Below are 18,768 nucleotides of genomic sequence, written 5' to 3' on the forward strand. Positions count from 1 at the left end.
GTATTATGGATCTAACTGTTGAATCAAAAGATCTACAAAATTATTTAAATGAAACGCCTGAAGTCGATTTCTCTCATCCAGAGAAAAAAGATAAAGCAAGGGAATTATTTGTTGGAGCTCAGCTCTTTCTGATATAGAAAAAGCAAAACTTGCTTTTACCTTTGTTAGAGATACCATTTCTCATTCTTGGGATATCCAAAATTCTATGGTTACCGCTACAGCCTCTGAGGTTATACAGCAAAAACACGGGATATGCTATGCCAAAACCATGTTACTTGCGGCGCTATTACGTACTCAAAGTATTTCTGTGGGTTTTTGTTATCAGAGGCTTTTACTATTTGATTCTCCTGAACAGGGGATTGTCTTCATACACTGAATGCGATTTATTTGAAGGCTATTAATAAGTGGATGCGCTTGGATGCTCGTGGAAATAAAAAGGGAGTAAACGCGCAATTTTCACTAAGTGGTGAACAACGCGCATTTTCTGTTAATAAAGCTTTAGGTGAAAAGGATTATCCCATGATATATGTTGCTCCTCATCCCAAGACAGTCGCTGTTCTCCAAGAACAGACCGATACACTTGTCATGTACAAGCGGCATTTGCCTACTTGCCTGTAGAAACATAAGAGTTGGGGAAGCCCATTAATATATACAGCCCCTCTTTTTTCCTCACTAGCGAAAATACAATCATTCGTGCAGACCACTATCAACACTTTACCTTTTAACAATTTAATAAATTAAATGGGTATTTAAAAGTCATTTTATCACATGAATTCAGCCAAAGATTTTAAAGGATTTGATATACAAGTGGAGTGATAAGAAGCCCTTCCTTGATTAGCGGAGTACTTAAAAGAAACGACTCGGATCACTTTTACCTGAAAGCCGGCTAAAGTTAAGCATGTGATGTGGATACCGCGAGGATAAGCGCTTTACTAATAACATAAGTATAGCATATTTTTCTTATTTTTATCAGACTATAATTAATGGTCTTAATTATTTATACTTTATACATCTTTCGATCAATGATTCTCTTTCAATCACAAGGGATGCAAAGAGGAGGGTGTTTATGAAGGCTGGCGTAGCGCGAATGTTGGCAAAAGAATGGACCTTACGGCATGTAGCTGAGAATAAAGACATTCTTGGTGCCTACTTAATCGGGTCTACCAGTATCCTGTCTGATAAAACCGCATTATCTCCTGACTCAGATGTTGACATCATGATTGTAATGGCGAACGAAATACCTTCAATGAAGCTAGGAAAATTTGTTTTTAAAGGGTGCTTACTCGAAGTATCCTTTCTTTCTTCGAGGCAATTGGAATCGATCGAACGTGTATTATCCTCCTATCATTTGGCGAATAGCCTGCGTTTTGACACGATTATCTATGATCCTGTGGGGGAGCTGCATCACGTGCAAAAAGCGGTTGCTGATCACTTTACTGAAAAAAAGTGGGTGCTGAAACGGTGTGATGATGCAATGCATCGAATTGTAACTGGAATGCACTCAATAGGGTTAAAAAATCTGTGGTATGATCAAGTGATGGCTTGGTTATTTTCTACAGGTGTTACGACACATGTTCTTCTTGTCGCAGCGCTTAAAAATCCGACGATACGTCGTCGATATGTGGCCGTGCGTGATGTCCTTTCTGATTATGGCTTGAATGATTTTTATCATGAGCTACTGCAATTGTTAGGTTGTCAATCTTTTACTAAAGAGCAAGTCTCTCATTATCTTGTTACGCTAACTGAGACTTTTGATGCAACGGTATCTGTTTCAAAAACACCCTTTTTTTTCAGTAGTGATATTACTTTACAGGCCCGAGCACTGGCCATTGACGGGAGTTGGCAATTGATCCATTCGGGTAATCATCTTGAAGCGGTCTTTTGGATAGTGGCGACGTTTACCCGCTGTCATAAAATCTTAGCTGTAGATGCTCCAGAGCTTGAACAAAAGAGAGCATCAGCTTTCCATAAGGTAACGAATGATTTAGGGTTGATGTCCAGAGACAGCATAATTAGACGCGCAAGGCAAGTGTGTGATTTTATACCGAAGCTCCGCAGTGTAGCTGAAGAGATAATGGAGAGGAATCAAGACGTAAGGAAGGGCCGAGCACCGCATGAATGAAGCCATCTAAGCGCATGATAAAAGTAAAAATGGGATGTGATTCATCATGCGTATCGGTTGTCATCTCAGTACGAGAAATGGGTATTATGGTGCAGCACAAACCGCGATGGAAATGGGGGCTGGCACCTTTCAATACTTTCCTAAAAATCCCCGAAGCTTGAAGACAAAAAGGTTTGATCGTAAGGATGCGCTGCGCTGTGCTTCATTTTGTCAGGAACATCATCTTATTTCAATTGGTCATTCTGCTTATGGAAGCAATTTGGCGGCAGATAACGATAAACGCCAATGGGTGATTGATTCTATTTTGAATGATTTAGATATTACGCAGACCTGTGGCTCGATAGGTACAGTTGTTCATTTTGCCTCTTATCATGGTGAGCCGATTGAGGGGTATAAAAAAATGATTGACACACTCAATCATGTATTATTGAAATGGGAAGGGACAAGTCTCATTTTGATTGAGAATAATGCTGGGAAAGGTGGACAGCTTGGTTTAACTTTGGAGGAAATGGTCAAAATTAGGCAACTTTTAAATCATCCCGAGAAGGTCGGTTTTTGTTTCGATACTTGTCATGCTTTTGCTAGTGGATTATGGGACGGGACCGATTGGTCAGCAATAGAAGAAAAAGGCAAGAGGCTGGGCTATTTTGATTTTCTTGAGGCCATCCATCTTAACAACTCTGTCTATTCGGCAGGATCTAAGCGCGATCGGCACGCGAATGTAAAACATGGCGCGATTCCCTTTGAAGCACTCAAGGCCTTTATGCAATCGAACAGCGTAAAGGATATTCCTATGATCCTCGAGACACCCAATACGGCAGGTTATACGCATGCTGATGAATTAGCTGAGATAAAAAAAGCATTATCATGAAAAAGCTTAGAGATGGTTTACTTTTTAAACATCAGTGAAGATGTGGGAGTGAGGTGTTATGACTTTAAAATGGCCAGCTTTAGAGGAATACATCGCAACTTTTATGAATAGGGAGCATGTTCCTGGTTTAGCGATCGCAAAGCAAAGAATGGCGAGGTCATTTATCAAAAAGGCTTCGGCTATCGTGATCTAAAATCAAAGGAAGCTGTAATACCGCAAACCATTTTTGGAACCGCTTCAGTCACAAAGTCCTTTACTGCGATGGCCATCCTCGATTTGGAAGCTGAGGAAAAACACCAACCTCTTCGATTTTATTTTCATCAAGACAAAGACAAAGCTTTTGCTGTCCTATTTAGCATGCGGCTTTTGTTACAAGCATAAATGATTTCCAAGGCAAGCGCAGAAACCGACAGGCTTTTTTCTTAAAAGCGCCAATAGAGCCAATCGAAGATGTCATGCATTGTTAATCCTTGCATCAACATCATGAAAATTGTAGTTTTTCTCTTAAACCCAAAGATGATTTGTAAAATATGTGAGACTCGGCTATCATATTCATTGTAAAATGTGAAGCAATCAATGTACAATGAAAAGGAGATCGTGGCGTGAATCAACAAATTTTTTGAAATTTGTTTGACATTACCAACAACGATTACTTAACCTAGATTTGATGTGAGGAGACAGAATTCATGAAAGTAAAAATAAATCGTAATGCGGCCAAGCAATTGAAAAAGATGCTTGAAACGGAAGAAGCAGAGGGAAAAATGATCCGAGTTGCAGTATCACATATGCACGGAGACCATGCCCACTATGAAATAAGTTTTGATACGCCACAAGAACATGATGAAATTGTCAGCACTGATAAAGATATTGATATTCTTTTGGATACAAGAGAAGAATTTTTAGACGGCATTTGGATTCAATATTTTTTCGTTCCAGAAGAAGGATTTGTTATTACTAACTCATCGAAAAGTGGTCATCATCACCACTGAGTCTGTCGAAAGCACCATTCTGAAGCCCCAAGGTGAGCCGTTGCCTTGGGGTTTTTAGGCACTTAATAGTAGCTTGAGTGAAAGAGGCCATTTATTTTAAGTTTGTTCATGGAAAGCATGGCCAAATCTATAGAAGTAGGGAGCTGGAGCAATGAACTTAGCTTACACTATTTGTTTCTTACGACGCGGCGAGGATGTTCTTATGCTGAATCGCTTAAAATCACCAGAGATGGGTGTGTGGAATGGTGTTGGGGGAAAATTAGAATCAGGAGAGACGCCTAAGGCCTGTGCGTTAAGAGAAATACAGGAAGAGACAGGTATTCGGTTAATCGATGTGCAGGAAAAAGGGATTGTGACCTGGAATAATGAAGGTGGAATGTATGTTTTTATTGCGACACTACCTCTTAATTTTACTTATGAAACACCCAAGGCGACAAATGAAGGGATCTTAGATTGGAAGTCGATTTCATGGCTTATTGACACACAAAATGGTGGGGTCGCTGAGCATATCAAGCAGGCACTTACACTGTTCTTTAATGATCCCAAAAGCTACGAACATCGCTGCTATTTTAACGATAAAGGGCAGCTTGAGACCTTTACACGTATTCCTTTACAAACTCACTCACACATAGAATAAGCAAGGCCTATGGAAAAAATTAGAGGCGGTAAATAGTAAAAGGGTTTCGTAGCGCATTTATAGAGGGGCTTAAATCTAGATTTTTCATTCTAATTCTGGCCATACTTAGCGATGTGCACCCAAGTCGAAAGCTTTGATTTTTTTTATTAAATCTACAACTGGAGGGGTAATTGATGAAAGCCGTATTATTAAAAGCGTTTGGCAATGCAGATCAACTCTATATTGGGGAGTATGACAAACCGCAACCAAAAAGTCACGAAATTTTAGTTAAGGTTCAGGCTACGGCGATCAACCGAGCGGATATCGCGCAAAGAGAGGGACACTACCCTTCCCCAAAAGGAGCGAGTCCTTTGATGGGCTTGGAGCTCGCTGGGATTGTCGAGGAAATGGGTTCAGAGGTCACCATGTGGAAAAAGGGGGATCGGGTATTTGGCTTGCTTGGTGGTGGGGGCTATGCGGAATACGCAGTACTACCTGAAAAGATGGCTATGGCTATCCCAGAAGCAATGGACGCTGAAGCAGCAGCTGCTATTCCAGAGGTGTTTTTAACAGCATATCAAACTTTGTTTTGGGTTGGACACTTACAAAAGGGTGAACGCGTCCTCATTCATGCGGGAGCGAGTGGTGTCGGTACAGCAGCAATCCAATTAGCAAAACAAGCGGGTGCCGAAGTGGTGGCGACAGCAGGATCAGATGAAAAGCTACAGGCGTGCCGTGATTATGGAGCAGATCTTGTGATCAATTATAAAACATCCGCTTTTGACCAGGTGATAGAGGAGACCTGTGGAGAGGCGGCTATTGATGTTATCCTTGATTTTATAGGTGCATCCTATTGGGAGAAAAATATGCGCGTGATCGCTGTAGATGGCCGCCATGTCTTAATCAGTACTCTTGGTGGGGCGAAACTTGACCAGTTTCATTTAGGCCAATTAATGGCAAAACGTGTCACAGTGACAGGAACAACGCTTCGATCAAGACAGTTGGATTATAAAGAACGACTGACTGAAGAATTTGCATTGTGGGCTTTACCGCTTTTTAAAGCAAGGAAGATTACACCTGTGGTTGATCGTGTCTTTCCGATTGAACAAGTAAAGGAAGCTCATACCTATATGGAAGCAAATAAAAATATAGGAAAAATTGTTCTTTCTATATAAATTTATGCGTCACTAAGGCGGAGATTGACTTGACCATTTACGGATCAAATCTTGTAAGGTGGCCACTCTCATCCTCTTGTGTTGGCGTGGCTGTTATTGTGATGAATGATCACGGTAAATACCTTTTGCATCAAGGGACGTTTATGGAATGGTGTCTACCTGGAGGGATTCCTAAGCCGGGGATGTCCCAGGAAGAGGCTGCAAGGTATTTTGTAGAACAAGCCACAGGTGGCTTCAACATACAAACGCTGCATATGCATAAAATTATCCATGGCAAGCGATTATTTCCTTTAGAAAGCGAGCAGCTGAAAGATGGCTATTTTATATCGGTTGTCTATCTTTCTAAACCTAAGGTGATGATGGAGGATGCTGACCAATTATCTGACTGCTTTTTTGATGTCAATCATTTACCGTTCGCCCTTATGCCACAAATTAAAGACCTTTTAATCCAGCATAAATTAAATACCTTTCGTAACTATCAATGACAGGCAATGATTTCACTTTCAGAAATCATTGTCTTTTATTGTATTCAAAAGCAAGGCAATAGTCCTGCCAGTATTTCTGGGGACAGTTTATGCATTGGGCATACAAAAATAGATTTTTTTCAAAAAACGGAAGAATGGCTGAAGGAGTGATACCGTGAACAGCGTTTCTCGCCGCATGCTCTCATTCCTTCACTGAAAGCAAGCGACATGGTTTAACAACCTCCCCAATTAATCACGCTATGACACCTTTTCTTTCAAAAAAAACAAGCGTCTTTGATTAAGTATTTACTGACTCGTTTTTTTGTTTAGGAAATATCTTTATCTCACCTTAAATCCGTGGTATGTTTGAATGGAATGGCGCTAGAAGCTTTTTGAAGTTATGGACTAAAGACGTTGTTTTGACATCCTCTAAGACTTGGAAAGTGATAGAATGCCTTTGCTTTTGAAATGAGGAACGCAAGATAAATTCTTAAAAAAGAAGCTGATGGAATGCTAGGAACATGGGTGTGTCAAAGGATTCAGTCAGATACATACACGATGCAGTTATTAAGAGAAGTAGAGTGCCTCAATTTACCCTCGGCATGGGTAGCTGCTGGAGCGATACGTCAGCTTATTTGGGATGAATGTCACCATTATTCTGAGCGGACGCCTTTAAATGATGTCGATGTGGTTTATTTTGATCCAACGAGCAGTGAAATGACGGATGTACACGTTGAGAGCTATCTAAGAAAAAGGAATAGCTCGATAAATTGGCAAGTTAAAAATCAAGCGCGCATGTATATTAAAAATGGCCATATGTCATACAAGAATGTAGGCGAAGCGATGAGTTATTGGCCTGAAACAGCGACAGCCGTTGCTGCACAACGAGATGAATGGGGTTCTGTTCAGCTATTAGCACCCTATGGGGTGAGTGATCTTGTTCAACTCCTGCTACGACAGAGCTCCAAATGTAAAGATGCCACGCTATTTATGAATAGAATTAAAAAGAAGAAATGGCTGGAGCGGTGGCCACAGCTGCGTATAGTGAAGTGATGCGCTTTAAAGAACATATGAAAGAAGGAACATCAATGAGAATCAAGCTCCCTTTTCTATTAGCTTTATTTACAATGCTGTTATTCGGTGCCTTTGAAATGTTAAAAGGGGTGTCCGCTCCATTTATGCAAGAGGATTGGCATCTGAGCTATTTACAGATCAGCAATATCTTTTTACTTGATAGCTGTGGGTATATGCTTGGCACCTTTTGCTGCGGGTGGATCATTGGGCGTTTAGGGATGCGTTGGGTGATGATGCTTGGCGCAATGGGAATGGCTATTGGTACTATTGTTATCGTCTGTGGCTCAACTTATCTCATCATGCTGCCAGCCTTTTTCTTTTTAGGATTGGGTGCTGGTTTTTTAGAGATAGCTGCCAACGATGTTGTTCCAGCAATGGAAAAGTCTCAAGAAGGGCAAGCGCGTTATTTTAATTGGTTGCATGGTGTTTATGGCTTAGGCGCTTGCTTATTTCCGATCGCGGCCGCGGGACTCATTAGCTATTTTGGGAATTGGCGGTATGTTTATGGACTTTTGTTATTGGCTGTGCTCACTATTTTTGTTGTGGCCAGCTTGCGCAAACACGCTTTAGCCATTGCTACGGCTTCCAAAGCCACAGGATCTGATGAAGGGCAACAGGGAAAAGGGGTGTTACGGACACCACTTCTCTATGCACTATTAGCGAGTATAGTCACTTATGTTATGGCAGAAATAACGATTGCAGCTTGGCTTCCTTCTTTTTTGATGCGCGTAAAAGGGCTGACTGTTACGCACAGCTCGGCCTACTTATCAGGCTTTTATCTCGCTTTTACCATCGGTCGTTTAACGGCACCTTTTTGGGTGAATAAAGTGGGAAATTTATGGGCTATTATGATCAGTACTGTATGTGCCATTTGTTTTCTGAGTCTGGCGATATTTGGAGGACCATTTTTGTTATTTTTCTTCTGGTTCACCGGGCTTGCTTTTGCTGTCATATTTCCGACCATCGCTGCAATGGCTAGTAGTTTGTTTCCTGAAAAATCGGGGAGGGTGCTCGGGCTTCTCTTTACCTCTGCTAGCATTGGTACTTTCGTCGTTAATTGGCTCATTGGTGCCGTCTCGACATTCGTTGGGTTAGCGACAGGATTTTTGTTCATTTTTGTATTTCTATTTGCTTTGATGGTCAGCATCGGTTTTGTCGCTCGTTTAGCACGATTCCAGAGCGTTTCGCCACTAAAAAAACGCATCTCATAAAACTATCGAAGAAGGGGAGGTGTCAGAATGAAAAAACTCTATTTGATTCGTCACTGTGAGGCTTCAGGTCAGGCCCCTGAAGCGCTGTTAACCGACAAGGGAAGATTGCAAAGCGAAAGCTTGAGCATGTTTCTTTCAAATCTATCCATTGAGCAAATTGTCTGCAGTCCGTTTTTACGCGCTAAGCAATCGATCCAGCCTTTTGCGCAGAAGGAAAAGTTCCCTGTTCGCGTGGATGAACGTTTGCGAGAACGCGTCTTATCGAACGAAAAGCTTTCAGATTGGTACATCGCTTTGAAACAAACGTATGAAGATGTTGATTTGAAGTACACGGGAGGTGAATCAACAAGAGAAGCGATGCATCGCGCTATAGAATGTATCGATGGGTGCCTTCAAGAAGCGCAATCAGTGACAGTTCTAGTGACTCATGGGGGATTGCTTTCTCTCATCCTGAAGTATTATGATGATAACTATAGCTTCACTGATTGGGAGGGATTGACAAATCCCGATGTATTCTGTCTCACATTTGTTCACTATGCTGAAACACAGACACCAAAGATTGAACGGATATGGGGGCAAAGTGATGGAACAATCCCATAGGAATAGGCAGCAGAATAGTGTTGCTTTGAATACTTGAATGAAGAGCTCGAGGAAACTATCCAATTTATTTTAAAGGGTATAAAGCCAAATAAGTAGACTGGGGATGATAGCTGTTATCCTAATTAATGAAGAGCCGTGAAGGGGGGAAGAGGGTTGACTGTTAAGAATATTTGGAGGGGGCAAAAAGTGATCTTGCGGGCGATTGAAAGTCAAGACTGGGAGGCATTTCATGTCAATGATGAAGATAGCGAAGCCGCTCGCTTATCTGATATCATCTATCCACCACGGTCGACTGATGCTGCACAAAAATGGGCGGAAGAACAGGCGCTTAAGGAAAAAGAGGGGCATGACTGGATGCTTGCCATTGAGAGTCTGGAAACCGAGCAGGTTGCTGGTACTATAGTGACTTATAATAGCGATCAAACCAACGGCTCCTTTTATTATGGCTTGGCTATCTTTAGACCCTATTGGCGAAGAGGTTATGCGAAGGAAGCGATACATCTTCTCATGAACTATTTTTTTAATGAACTTCGCTATCAAAAAGTCAATGCCCATGTTTATAGTTTTAATAAAGCGTCGATTCGGCTTCATGAACATCTCGGTTTTCAGTTAGAAGGACGTCTGCGCCAGATGATTTATAGCCAGGGAAGCTTTCACGACGAATTGATTTTTGGTTGCACTGCGCAGGAGTTTTATGAACAGCTAGGACAGAGCAAATAATTTGTTGTGGCTCCAAATACATGATATCAAAAACTAGAAGGATCTAAATACGGGCTTAAGTCACTGGTAGGTCAGAAGTAGAGGGCTATAAAGGGGCGTTTAGCCGTCAACATCTAGTGATTTTCAGTTGTTTATTGCAGCACTATGGCACTGAGTGTATGAGTGCAAGCCTTTGTGAAAAACTCTGGATTGTTAATCAGAAGTTGAATGGGTTATTCTAATGATTCAACACGATCAAATGGTCTGGCTGAGGCAGTATGAGCTTGCATTGCTTTTAAGTCTAATACTAAAGAAGCGGCTATCATAAAATCAATACCTAAAATAGCATCAAACCCATAAGTGTGAGATAAAGTGCCAAGTTGAAAGGTGAAGGATGTGAGAGGACATTGATCAATAACCAGAAGGTCAGCTGTCATTTCCAAGCAACATTCACTATGCCCACCGATGCCGTACATACGAACGATGCGTGTCTCGCGAGACGGTTCAAGATCAATAGCAGTCACTTGGTCGCGATCAAAGACAGATACCGCACAGCCGCTGTCAATTAAAACGTGCTCAAGATAGCAGCTTTTATTTTGATATTGTATAGAGCAGCTGACCATCGGGAGGCCATTGTTTAAAGTAATTTTCATTTCTCTCACTCATTATCCTAGTAGACTACTAGAATTTATGAGTGTGGACTAGAAATCATGACAGCTTTTTGCTAGGGGAATTTGCTGACTATCTTTTATTTTTATAGTTTATAGCTTAAGGGATCATCAATCGGCAATTTTTTAAACGATCGTTTAAATTCGACAAATGCAATGCTTGTTTTACATTCATATTGGACATTGCAAAAAAAGCGTACATAGAAAAGGATTTATAATCGGCTCTCTATGCACGCTTTAAGTACATTACTTTTTTTTATCTAAAACATCATGATCGACATAGCGTTTGCCTTCCAATTCACTCAGAAGATTGATAGCTACTCGCGCACCATCGCCGCTGGTTACGATGGTATGGACGCTAACGCCACCAGCAGTTCCCGCTGCCCAAATGCCTTTTAGACTCGTGCGTCCCTCGGCATCCACTACAATGACCGTTTTAACATAAGGCTCTTGGCCATCTTTTGTTTCTAATCCAATGTCTTGTGCAAGCTTTTGATTAGCGCCCGTGGCTAAAATCACCTGTTGGGCCTGATAGTTTTCTCCTTCTTCTGTTTCAATTGTGAAACCTTCGCCGCTTTGAATGATATTTTTGACCTTTGCTTTAACGAATTCGGTACCAAATTTTGCGGCTTGTTGGTGTCCGACTTTAACGAGGTCACCTCCAGCAACATCGTCAACCCCGTAGTGATTACGCACCCAAGCTTTTTGTGTTAATCCTTTAGCGTCATCAATGATAAGTGTGGCTTTGCCTGCCTTGCTGGTAAATAACGCAGCACTTTGACCAGCAGGACCACCACCAATAATTACGACATCATACATGTCATAGCACCTCCAAATCTTTTCTAATACATGTGTTCAGCTTACTTAAGCGTATCATATTTATTTGAAAATAGTAATTGTTTTGACTAAGATAAGGTTAATAATTCTTAAGAGAAGTTTAGCATAGGGGTTAAAGAAGGCTCACTCCACAACACCAATGGCAATATAGATTAATATTTTTCTAAAAATATCTTGTAAAAAACATTCTATTATGTAAAAATTATAGAATTATTTAATAAAGGTGTGGGAGAGTGGAAAGATGGATTTTTTTAGATTTGACGACCCACAGATATTTCATACGCGTGTTGAGCGTTTACTTTTAAAGCAAGAGGTCATCAATCAATTACCCTTAGGCATTATCCATTCTTTGATCAATCGTGACTTACCAACCTTGCTTGAAAGTCCCCCGCTGATGGCCTATGTCGGTTCAGAAGCAGACCCACGTTTGGTTTTAGTGATGACACCTCCTCAAAATTTAATCATTTGTGGGTCTGATGAAGCTCTGGATGAAACTCTCTCGATAGCCCTTGAGGGTATTCGTAACGTCCACGTGCCTGGCTTTATTGGAGCTGCCGAGCTCGTCAATCCATTTGTACACATGTGTGAAGAAAAGTTTGGCGTTAAAACCGAGGTAAAGATGAAGCAGCGGATCTATCGCTTGGATCGTGTTCAACCAATAGAAGTGTGTCTTGGCCATTTGCGAGTGGCGAAGCTGAGGGATAGTCAGTACATTGAGAAGTGGTATACGGCTTTTTCACTTGAAGCACTTAACGAAGCGATCCTCGAAGAGAAAGTCAAGCAACAGGTTAAGCTCGGCATTGCGGCTGAAGCCATCCATGTGTGGGAAGTAGACGGACAGCCTGTATCCATGGCAAAATGCTCGCGACCAACGGATAATGGCATTACCGTGACTTTAGTCTATACACCTCCTGAACACAGGGGACATGGTTATGCCTCAAGCTGTGTAAAAGCATTGAGTGAAAAGCTTCTGAAACAGGGCTTTACATATTGCACACTTTACACAGATCTCGCCAATCCTACCTCTAATAAGATCTATCAAGCAATCGGTTATTATCCTATTGCGGACTCATTGGCTTATCAAGTAGTTAATGACGAATATCAATTTTGACGAAGGGGCAGGATAGCGCTACGATAACCTACATATCCAACATTAGGAAAGGAGAGGAGCCGCTATTCAAAGGTTGAGAGAACAATTAATGATTATAGATGGTAAAGGGTACAAAGCTTATAAAAGCATTAAAGGAGATTATCGCTTTCCTAAGTTTAATCTTGTGATTGATGCTGTACAAGGTGATCCCTTTGCCTCACCTTCTAAAATCAGAATACGCGTTTCAAGAGAGGAAACGGCAATTTCTAATAAATGTATGCAAACAAAAACTCAGAAAATGATGTGTGAGGATGTCTTTCTTCGGGAGATCCATCGTACGCTCGCCTCAATAAACATAAACGTAAAAGGGACGGGTAAAAGTGGTGCACTATCCATTGATCCTCCTGGTCAGGAAATTTTAGAAAGAACGGCTGTTCAGATTAATAAGACAACCATTACACTTTGCCTTTCAGTGGGTCTCCCTGCAAATGGCAGACGTATACTTGGTCAACAAGCCATCAGGCTTTTTTTTGAAGTGATTCCTCAGGTGCTCAATCAGTCTATTTTTGCTCTGAAGGAAGAACTGTTGCAGGATCACGTTCAGCTCATAGACAAACAAGTGGCGATTCGAGAGTATATGAAGCAGCACAATCTTATCGCTTTTATCGGTAATCAAGCGATTTTAGCACGAGAAAGTGGTGTGAGCGATCGGCCACGACGTGATTCGCCGGTGATTCCATTTCAATCACCGGCGAGCTTGGAAGTGGCGATCCCAGTTCCTCATCAAAAGGTCCCCATAAAAGGCATGGCCATAAAACAGGGGATTACTTTGATTGTCGGTGGTGGATTTCATGGAAAAAGCACGTTGCTGAGAGCCATTGAAAAAGGGGTCTACTACCATATCAAAGGGGATGGCCGTGAATTTGTACTGACCGATCCTACTGCAGTAAAAATTCGTTCTGAAGACGGCAGATCAGTACGTAAGGACGATATTTCTCCATTTATTAATCATCTTCCGATTGCAGGAGATACCGAGCGGTTTACCACGGATAACGCCAGTGGAAGTACATCGCAGGCTGCCAACATTGTTGAAGCGCTTGAGGTTGGTACGAGGACGTTGCTACTAGACGAAGATACCTGTGCAACAAATTTTATGATTCGAGATGCGCGCATGCAGGCTCTCATCCATAAAGACGATGAACCGATCACGCCCTTTATTGATAAAATTCAACCATTGTTTGATGTGCACAAAGTGTCAACAATATTGGTAATGGGTGGATCAGGAGATTATTTTGATGTAGCTGACACTGTGATTAAAATGGAACATTTTCTCGCCTATGATGTCACTGATAAAGCAAAGACCATCGCAAGGCAAATGAAGAGCGCGCGTCAATCGGAAGATCCGTGTCCCTTTGGCAATCTCCAATCGAGGTCGCTTGATTTTAGCTGCTTCAACAGTAAAGTTGGCCATAAGCAACTGAGTAAGGTACATCATCCAGCCACTATTCAGTATGGCAAAAGTTCAATTCATCTTGAGGCTGTGGAACAATTGGTCCATCCAAGTCAGACTCGGATGATTGCTGAAATCTTCTCTTTTATCGAAAGACACTTTAATCGTGGAGCCTCTACACTATCGTTACGTGACTTACTCGAGCGCATCCAGAAACAAATTGAAATAGACGGCCTGGCTTCATTTTCTGCTTTTAACGGTCATCCAGGGGAGCTGGCGAGGCCAAGAATCCATGAGGTAGCCGCGGCGATGAATCGCTGGCAACACTTAAAGGTCTTAAATGGATGTGTAGAAAAAAATAGTAACATAGGAGAGAACGAGAGATGAGGAATTCAGACGCCTAAATTATGTTTAAATTACACTTGTGTGATGGAGGGGATACGTTGGAAAAGCTTCAAATAATTAATAAGGCCAAAGCCTTTGCTCGATCTGAGCTTGGTGGTGATCCGAGTGGCCATGATTGGTGGCATGTTTGGCGAGTAGCGAAGCTGGCGAAGCGCTTGGCTGCTGAAGAACAGGCGGATGCCTTTATTTGTGAATTGACGGCTTGGTTACATGATGTCGCAGATGAAAAATTAAACGATAATGAAGAGACGGGTCTTCAGAAAGTTGAGCTGTGGCTTAAGGAGCATGGTATCGATATTGAGGATCAACAGCATATATTGGCGATTATCCAGACGATGTCTTTTAAAGGCGGCGGACGGCAGCCAATGCAAACTTTAGAGGGAAAGGTTGTTCAGGATGCGGATCGCCTTGATGCTCTAGGAGCTATTGGAATTGCGAGAACCTTCGCTTATTCCGGAGCTAGAGGCCAGCTCATCTATGACCCATCCATAACGGTTCGAGAGCATTTGACCCATGCCGCTTATCGCAATGAGAAAAGCACGGCGATCAACCATTTTTATGAAAAATTACTAAAATTGAAAGTTACAATGAACACGGCATATGGTCAACAACTGGCTGAGGAGCGTCATCGCTTTATGCTGGAGTATTTAGACAACTTTTATAAGGAATGGGAAGAGAACTAGTGTAATGGGGATGGGTTATTCAGTTTCCCCATCCCATTCACTATATAAGCCTGTGCCGTTACAGCCTGGACAGTCGAAAGGCTGTGTGTATTCCAAACCGCTTACAGGTATGAACCCACGTCCATTACAATCTGGGCATAGGCCCAAAGTTTCCATTTCAGAGCGATGCTTTTCTTGTCTTGCTGTGTTCCACTCTGAAAATTTATTAAACCATCCCATTGATGTCACCCCACTTTGATGTATATCTATCAGTTTGCTTGATTGCTGGATTTTTATACTTCTGAATGTTTTTTGGCTCATATCATCATGGTGTATTACAGTGGTATAGGCGAATGAATTCAGTATGCTATTGATAGATCATGTATGAGGAGGAGTACCAATGAAGTTTGTCCTGTTATTTGGCCCACAAGCTGTCGGGAAGATGACGGTAGGGCAGGAGCTTGCAAAGATAACCGATTTGAAATGCTTTCACAATCATATGACCATCGATTTACTCGTTCCTTTATTTGGGTATAGCTCAGAAATGTGGCGACTTTGCCACTTGATTCGTGAAGAGATTTTTAAAACAACGGCCAAGAGTGATCTTTACGGGATGATTTTTACAACGGTTTGGGCCTTTAATGATAGAAAAGATTGGGATAGTGTTGAAAAAATATGCCAAATCTTTCGCGCTGAGGGCATAGAAATTTATTTTGTAGAATTAGAAGCCCCTGTTGAAGAACGATTAAAACGAAATCGGACAGTGCATCGTCTGCAACATAAACCAACTAAGCGCAATATTGCTGAATCCGAACATCATTTATTAAGCACTATGGAAACGATGAGATTAAATTCTTTGGAAGGCGAAATCACCGAGAAAAATTATCTGAGGATAGACAACTCAAGTATGAGTGCCAAGGCTGCAGCGCTCACTATAAAGGAACGCTTTCAATTATGAGTAAAAAAAAGTTTGGCGATTGCCAAACTTTTTTACTTGCTTTTTATGTAACTTTTTTATATGATGGATTTGGTCTCTTAATAATATAATTACAAATTTATATTTATCCAATATAAATTATAACTTAATTTTTTTTATCTGTCAACCTTTATGCGTCAATTTTTGTGCTTGTAGGCATTATAAGCACTTAAGAGGCTCCGTTATCCATAAACTATAATACGGAAAGAAGTTATCTTTTTAAATAATGTGGGGAGAACTTAGCTTAACGCTCAAGGGTTTGACAGCGAACGGCCTAAGTTATTACTTATAAAGTCTTTTTAGCACTACACCCGATCACCTTACAAGAGAAGGGAATGTCTGTATGGCAATTGAAAAAAATCAGTGGTTGGAAGAACAAAAAAGAGTGGATCACGTTGTGGACGTTATTGATGAAAAAGCTAAAGCTCTAACTCAAAGCACCGAAGGTCTTAAAGGAGATATCATAGGCCTTCGTAAGAATTTCTGGGAGGATGTCACAGTAAATATCGATGAACCTGATGATATCATAGAATCTCATGCCAGTATTAAACAACAATCAGAAATGTTAGCTGAACGGGAAAGAAGCCATAAACAGTATTATAAAGAATTGAAGACACTTGAACGATTGAAAGAGAATCCTTATTTTGGACGCATTGATTTTAAAGAAGAGAGCGAGGACAAAGCTGAGTCTATTTATTTGGGTATCGCTTCTTTAATGGATGAAAAGAATGAGGATTTTCTGATCTACGATTGGCGTGCACCTATCTCCAGTCTTTATTACGACTTTTCTCCTGGTGAGGCAGAATATCAAACCCCCGAGTCGAAAATAAAAGGTATCATGGAGCTGAAACGACAATTCATTATTCGGAGCAGTCAGATTAAGGGTGTGTTTGATACCGGAGTGACAATCGGTGATGAATTACTGCAGGAAGTGCTCGGCCATCATTCAGATACACAGATGAAGAGCATTGTTGCGACGATTCAAAAAGAGCAAAATCAGATCATTCGGGACGATAAGAGTCCATTGCTCATCGTACAAGGGGCTGCCGGCAGTGGCAAGACCTCAGCAGCTCTTCAACGGGTTGCTTACTTATTATATAGATATCGCGAGACATTGACTGCCAGTAATATTTTGCTGTTCTCACCTAATCCTCTGTTCAATAGTTATGTTGCTTCAGTCCTTCCTGAGTTGGGGGAGGAAAACATGGAGCAAACGACCTTTTATCACTATTTAGACAGTCAGATAGGTGAAGCTTTGGCAGTCGAAGATCCTTTTCAACAAATAGAGTACACGCTCTCATTGGATGAATCTGATCCAAATTATAAGGTAAGAATGGCAGGGATCAAACTAAAGTCCAGTCTCAACTTTAAAACACTCATGGATGACTATCTTACAAGGTTAGCAACCGAGGGCATGCGTTTTAAAAACATTGTTTTTCGTGATAAAACGTTAATTTCTGCTCACGCGATCTCTGATTATTTTTATTCTCTAGATCCTCACCAATCTATAGCGACACGCATCGAAAATGTTCAGCAGTGGCTCATCAAAGCGCTTAGAAAACATGCGAAGCGTGAGCGAACCCAAGTCTGGGTAGAGGAAGAAATTGAATTGCTAAGTAAGGAAGCCTATTTAAAAGCTTTTCAAGAACTGGAAGAAACCTACGGGAATCGAGAGGATAGCTTTGACGATCATGAAAGGGAACAACAGTGGTTAAGCCAATATATTGTTCGCCGTCACTTTAAACCCTTAATGAGAAAGATCAAGCAGCTTAAATTTATTCACCTCAGCGCACTCTATCAGCAGTTATTTGAGATGATGAAGGTAGATACGGAAGCTTCATGGGAACAGATTGCAGCCCAATCCATTGAGCATATCCAATCCCATCAGCTGTATTTTGAAGATGCCGCACCTTTTGTTTATTTGAAGAGCCATTTAATTAAACAAAGTCATCACGCGTCAATTCGACATATTTTTTTAGATGAAGCACAAGACTATACGCCGTTTCAATTGGCCTTGCTTAAAGCGGCTTTTCCAAAAAGCAGATGGACTGTTCTTGGTGATTTTAATCAAGCGATTTACCCGCAGACGACTAATGTGCATGCATTATTTGCTGAAGAACGCTATCAATTAGGCACCACACAGCGTATTCTGCTTAACAAGAGTTATCGTTCAACATTCGAGATCACTCAATTTACCAGTCCAATTGTAAACCAAGAGGATAGGATTGAAGCGTTTAATCGTCATGGTGAATTTCCGACTTTAACCTTTGGTACTGCAGAGTCACAGCAGTCTCTCATTAAGGAACGCGTGCGTATGATAGAAGCAAAGGGCTATGAAACCATCGCATTGATTACTAAAACAGCCTTGGAAAGTGATAGACTTTATCAAGCATTCAAAGGAGAACTTCCGGTCCGCATGATGACGAAAAAAACAAGCCACTTCGAAAAAGGCCTTGTGATTTTGCCCGCTTACTTGGCCAAGGGGATCGAATTTGACGCTGTCATTGTGACGAATGCCTCAAGAACACATTATGAGCGAGAAGAAGAGAGGAAGCTCTTTTATACAGCATGTACACGTGCTATGCATGAGCTACATCTCATATCAATTGGAGAGAAAAGCCACTTTCTTGATCGAGTTCCTAATGCGCGCTACCATGTCTATACTTAATCGTTCCATTCCTAAATTAACTGAGCTCGTGCCTGCAGAAAGCGAAAGATTTTGACGGAGCGCTTCATGATTCACTCAAAAAGTCGAACGCATACCTTCCAGATTGTGAATGCGTTCGACTTCCCTATGATATGAAACATACTTTTTTGATGACGTTATTCGGTCAAATGGAGCCTATTTCTTTCTATCAT

At 41.3% G+C, this 18,768-nt stretch carries 23 protein-coding genes; 20 read left to right on the forward strand and 3 right to left on the reverse strand.

Annotation, left to right across the window (positions count from 1 at the left end):
• Positions 1-5: 5 nt before the first annotated feature.
• The 15 genes from IEW82_RS20520 (at position 6) to IEW82_RS08865 (ending at position 9,842) form a co-directional block, all read left to right on the forward strand.
• On the forward strand, positions 6-137 hold the full coding sequence (locus IEW82_RS20520) for a hypothetical protein (RefSeq protein WP_308422145.1): 132 nt from the start codon (positions 6-8) through the stop codon (positions 135-137).
• Positions 138-175: 38 nt separating this feature from the next.
• Positions 176-376, forward strand: coding sequence for a transglutaminase-like domain-containing protein (locus IEW82_RS20525; RefSeq protein ID WP_308422147.1), 201 nt, complete (start codon positions 176-178; stop codon positions 374-376).
• An 11-nt stretch (positions 377-387) separates the two neighbouring features.
• Positions 388-618: a hypothetical protein gene (locus IEW82_RS20530; protein WP_308422146.1), complete on the forward strand. Its 231-nt coding sequence runs from the start codon at positions 388-390 to the stop codon at positions 616-618.
• Between the two features lie 448 nt (positions 619-1,066).
• Positions 1,067-2,122, forward strand: a complete 1,056-nt coding sequence (locus IEW82_RS08815; protein ID WP_188692506.1) for a hypothetical protein — start codon at positions 1,067-1,069, stop codon at positions 2,120-2,122.
• Between the two features lie 46 nt (positions 2,123-2,168).
• A complete protein-coding gene (locus IEW82_RS08820; protein WP_188692508.1) occupies positions 2,169-2,993 on the forward strand; it encodes a deoxyribonuclease IV in 825 nt (274 codons plus the stop codon).
• Positions 2,994-3,051: 58 nt separating this feature from the next.
• Positions 3,052-3,186: a hypothetical protein gene (locus tag IEW82_RS20200; RefSeq protein WP_268237347.1), complete on the forward strand. Its 135-nt coding sequence runs from the start codon at positions 3,052-3,054 to the stop codon at positions 3,184-3,186.
• Positions 3,153-3,374 (forward strand): serine hydrolase, encoded by a 222-nt coding sequence (locus IEW82_RS20405; protein ID WP_188692802.1) that lies wholly within the window; start codon positions 3,153-3,155, stop codon positions 3,372-3,374. The genes IEW82_RS20200 and IEW82_RS20405 overlap by 34 nt, the downstream gene beginning before the upstream one ends.
• A gap of 305 nt (positions 3,375-3,679) precedes the next feature.
• Positions 3,680-3,982, forward strand: a complete 303-nt coding sequence (locus tag IEW82_RS08830) for an iron-sulfur cluster assembly accessory protein (protein WP_188692510.1) — start codon at positions 3,680-3,682, stop codon at positions 3,980-3,982.
• A gap of 151 nt (positions 3,983-4,133) precedes the next feature.
• Positions 4,134-4,619 carry an NUDIX hydrolase gene (locus tag IEW82_RS08835; RefSeq protein WP_188692512.1) on the forward strand — a complete coding sequence of 162 codons (486 nt, stop codon included), beginning with the start codon at positions 4,134-4,136 and terminating at the stop codon, positions 4,617-4,619.
• Positions 4,620-4,792: 173 nt separating this feature from the next.
• Positions 4,793-5,773, forward strand: a complete 981-nt coding sequence (locus IEW82_RS08840; RefSeq protein WP_188692514.1) for an NAD(P)H-quinone oxidoreductase — start codon at positions 4,793-4,795, stop codon at positions 5,771-5,773.
• A gap of 29 nt (positions 5,774-5,802) precedes the next feature.
• A complete protein-coding gene (locus IEW82_RS08845) occupies positions 5,803-6,258 on the forward strand; it encodes an NUDIX domain-containing protein (RefSeq protein WP_188692516.1) in 456 nt (151 codons plus the stop codon).
• 489 nt (positions 6,259-6,747) lie between these two features.
• On the forward strand, positions 6,748-7,290 hold the full coding sequence (locus tag IEW82_RS08850) for a nucleotidyltransferase family protein (RefSeq protein ID WP_188692519.1): 543 nt from the start codon (positions 6,748-6,750) through the stop codon (positions 7,288-7,290).
• A gap of 35 nt (positions 7,291-7,325) precedes the next feature.
• Complete coding sequence (locus tag IEW82_RS08855) at positions 7,326-8,522, forward strand: MFS transporter (RefSeq protein WP_188692522.1); 1,197 nt, start codon at positions 7,326-7,328, stop codon at positions 8,520-8,522.
• A 27-nt stretch (positions 8,523-8,549) separates the two neighbouring features.
• Positions 8,550-9,122: a histidine phosphatase family protein gene (locus tag IEW82_RS08860; RefSeq protein WP_188692527.1), complete on the forward strand. Its 573-nt coding sequence runs from the start codon at positions 8,550-8,552 to the stop codon at positions 9,120-9,122.
• 153 nt (positions 9,123-9,275) lie between these two features.
• Complete coding sequence (locus IEW82_RS08865; RefSeq protein WP_188692530.1) at positions 9,276-9,842, forward strand: GNAT family N-acetyltransferase; 567 nt, start codon at positions 9,276-9,278, stop codon at positions 9,840-9,842.
• Between the two features lie 212 nt (positions 9,843-10,054).
• On the opposite strand, the gene IEW82_RS08870 is transcribed toward IEW82_RS08865, so the two are convergent.
• Together IEW82_RS08870 and IEW82_RS08875 are read right to left on the reverse strand one after the other, a co-directional pair.
• Complete coding sequence (locus tag IEW82_RS08870; RefSeq protein ID WP_188692533.1) at positions 10,055-10,474, reverse strand: retropepsin-like aspartic protease; 420 nt, start codon at positions 10,472-10,474, stop codon at positions 10,055-10,057.
• Positions 10,475-10,735: 261 nt separating this feature from the next.
• Positions 10,736-11,308, reverse strand: coding sequence for an NAD(P)/FAD-dependent oxidoreductase (locus IEW82_RS08875; protein ID WP_188692536.1), 573 nt, complete (start codon positions 11,306-11,308; stop codon positions 10,736-10,738).
• A 259-nt stretch (positions 11,309-11,567) separates the two neighbouring features.
• Between IEW82_RS08875 and IEW82_RS08880 the strand changes: the two genes are divergently transcribed.
• From IEW82_RS08880 to IEW82_RS08890, 3 genes are all read left to right on the forward strand, one after another.
• Positions 11,568-12,437, forward strand: a complete 870-nt coding sequence (locus IEW82_RS08880; RefSeq protein ID WP_188692539.1) for a GNAT family N-acetyltransferase — start codon at positions 11,568-11,570, stop codon at positions 12,435-12,437.
• 64 nt (positions 12,438-12,501) lie between these two features.
• Complete coding sequence (locus IEW82_RS08885) at positions 12,502-14,253, forward strand: ABC-ATPase domain-containing protein (protein WP_188692805.1); 1,752 nt, start codon at positions 12,502-12,504, stop codon at positions 14,251-14,253.
• A gap of 56 nt (positions 14,254-14,309) precedes the next feature.
• Positions 14,310-14,954 (forward strand): HD domain-containing protein, encoded by a 645-nt coding sequence (locus tag IEW82_RS08890; protein ID WP_229672465.1) that lies wholly within the window; start codon positions 14,310-14,312, stop codon positions 14,952-14,954.
• Between the two features lie 15 nt (positions 14,955-14,969).
• On the opposite strand, the gene IEW82_RS08895 is transcribed toward IEW82_RS08890, so the two are convergent.
• On the reverse strand, positions 14,970-15,173 hold the full coding sequence (locus tag IEW82_RS08895; RefSeq protein ID WP_188692545.1) for a methionine aminopeptidase: 204 nt from the start codon (positions 15,171-15,173) through the stop codon (positions 14,970-14,972).
• Positions 15,174-15,333: 160 nt separating this feature from the next.
• Here IEW82_RS08895 and IEW82_RS08900 point away from each other — a divergent pair, with 160 nt between their 5' ends.
• Both IEW82_RS08900 and helD read left to right on the forward strand, forming a co-directional pair.
• Positions 15,334-15,891: a DEAD/DEAH box helicase family protein gene (locus IEW82_RS08900; protein ID WP_188692548.1), complete on the forward strand. Its 558-nt coding sequence runs from the start codon at positions 15,334-15,336 to the stop codon at positions 15,889-15,891.
• A gap of 361 nt (positions 15,892-16,252) precedes the next feature.
• Positions 16,253-18,577, forward strand: a complete 2,325-nt coding sequence (gene helD / locus IEW82_RS08905; protein WP_188692551.1) for an RNA polymerase recycling motor HelD — start codon at positions 16,253-16,255, stop codon at positions 18,575-18,577.
• Positions 18,578-18,768: the final 191 nt, after the last annotated feature.

It is taken from the genome of Pullulanibacillus camelliae (assembly GCF_014642655.1).
GTDB classification, from domain to species: Bacteria; Bacillota; Bacilli; order Bacillales; family Sporolactobacillaceae; genus Pullulanibacillus; species Pullulanibacillus camelliae.